1 protein-coding gene is annotated in these 697 nt (G+C 36.7%); it reads left to right on the forward strand.

The features are described from left to right. Positions 1-81 precede the first annotated feature (81 nt). Entirely contained in the window at positions 82-639 is a 558-nt protein-coding gene (locus tag ACFIL8_RS11860) for a hypothetical protein (protein ID WP_375635079.1), read from the forward strand. Positions 640-697 lie beyond the last annotated feature (58 nt).

The following is a 697-nucleotide window of genomic DNA, read 5'->3' on the forward strand; positions in this document are numbered from 1 at the left end:
TTGCATTCTTTTTTTAATGGAATGCGAAGCACAACAGATTGGTCATGATGACCGCCCTCATAAAAATTAAAGGAGATAAAGATGAGTTCGAATGAAATTTTATGGATAGCAGTGGTTTCAGTTTTGCTCTTAAGCGGAGTGATGTTTCGTATTGCATTGCATTATCGCGATCAAGTTAAAGCACTTAAAGAGCAGGTTCAAGATATTAAGAAAAAAATGAAAGAGAATGAGTTTAGGTATTTAAAGGAAAGCAAGCAGACAATTGATGAATGTGATGCGGATCTTGAAGAACGTGACAAGGAAATTAAACAACTGAAGCAAGAGATTGAAGAACGTGACGAGGAAATTAAACAACTGAAACAAAAGACTGAAGAGCATGAAAAGGCGTTCAGAAATGTAAGTGAAGTTGTAATGACACTCGAAGCAGATGTTCAATCACGTGATACGGAAATTAAAGAATTGAAGCAAAAGATAGATGCGTATCGAGAAGATTTTACACGGAAAAGTGAAAAGATACAGGCACTAAAAGCAGATGTTCAATCACGCGACGAGGAAGTTGAAAGACTAACACAAAAGCTTAAACAGCGTGATGAAGCAGTAAAAGCGCCGGCTCGTAAAAATAAGAAGAAGGGTAAGTGAGGAGAGAAAGATGAGTTTAGTAGCAATTGTTATTTCCTTAATTGCGAATGTGATTTCG

Source organism: Bartonella sp. AP57NXGY, assembly GCF_042195805.1.
Taxonomy (GTDB): domain Bacteria; phylum Pseudomonadota; class Alphaproteobacteria; order Rhizobiales; family Rhizobiaceae; genus Bartonella.

What these genes read in the sequence shown, in the direction of transcription:
- ACFIL8_RS11860 (WP_375635079.1), top strand. Translation starts at nt 82, where the DNA reads ATGAGTTCGAATGAAATTTTATGGATAGCAGTGGTTTCAGTTTTGCTC.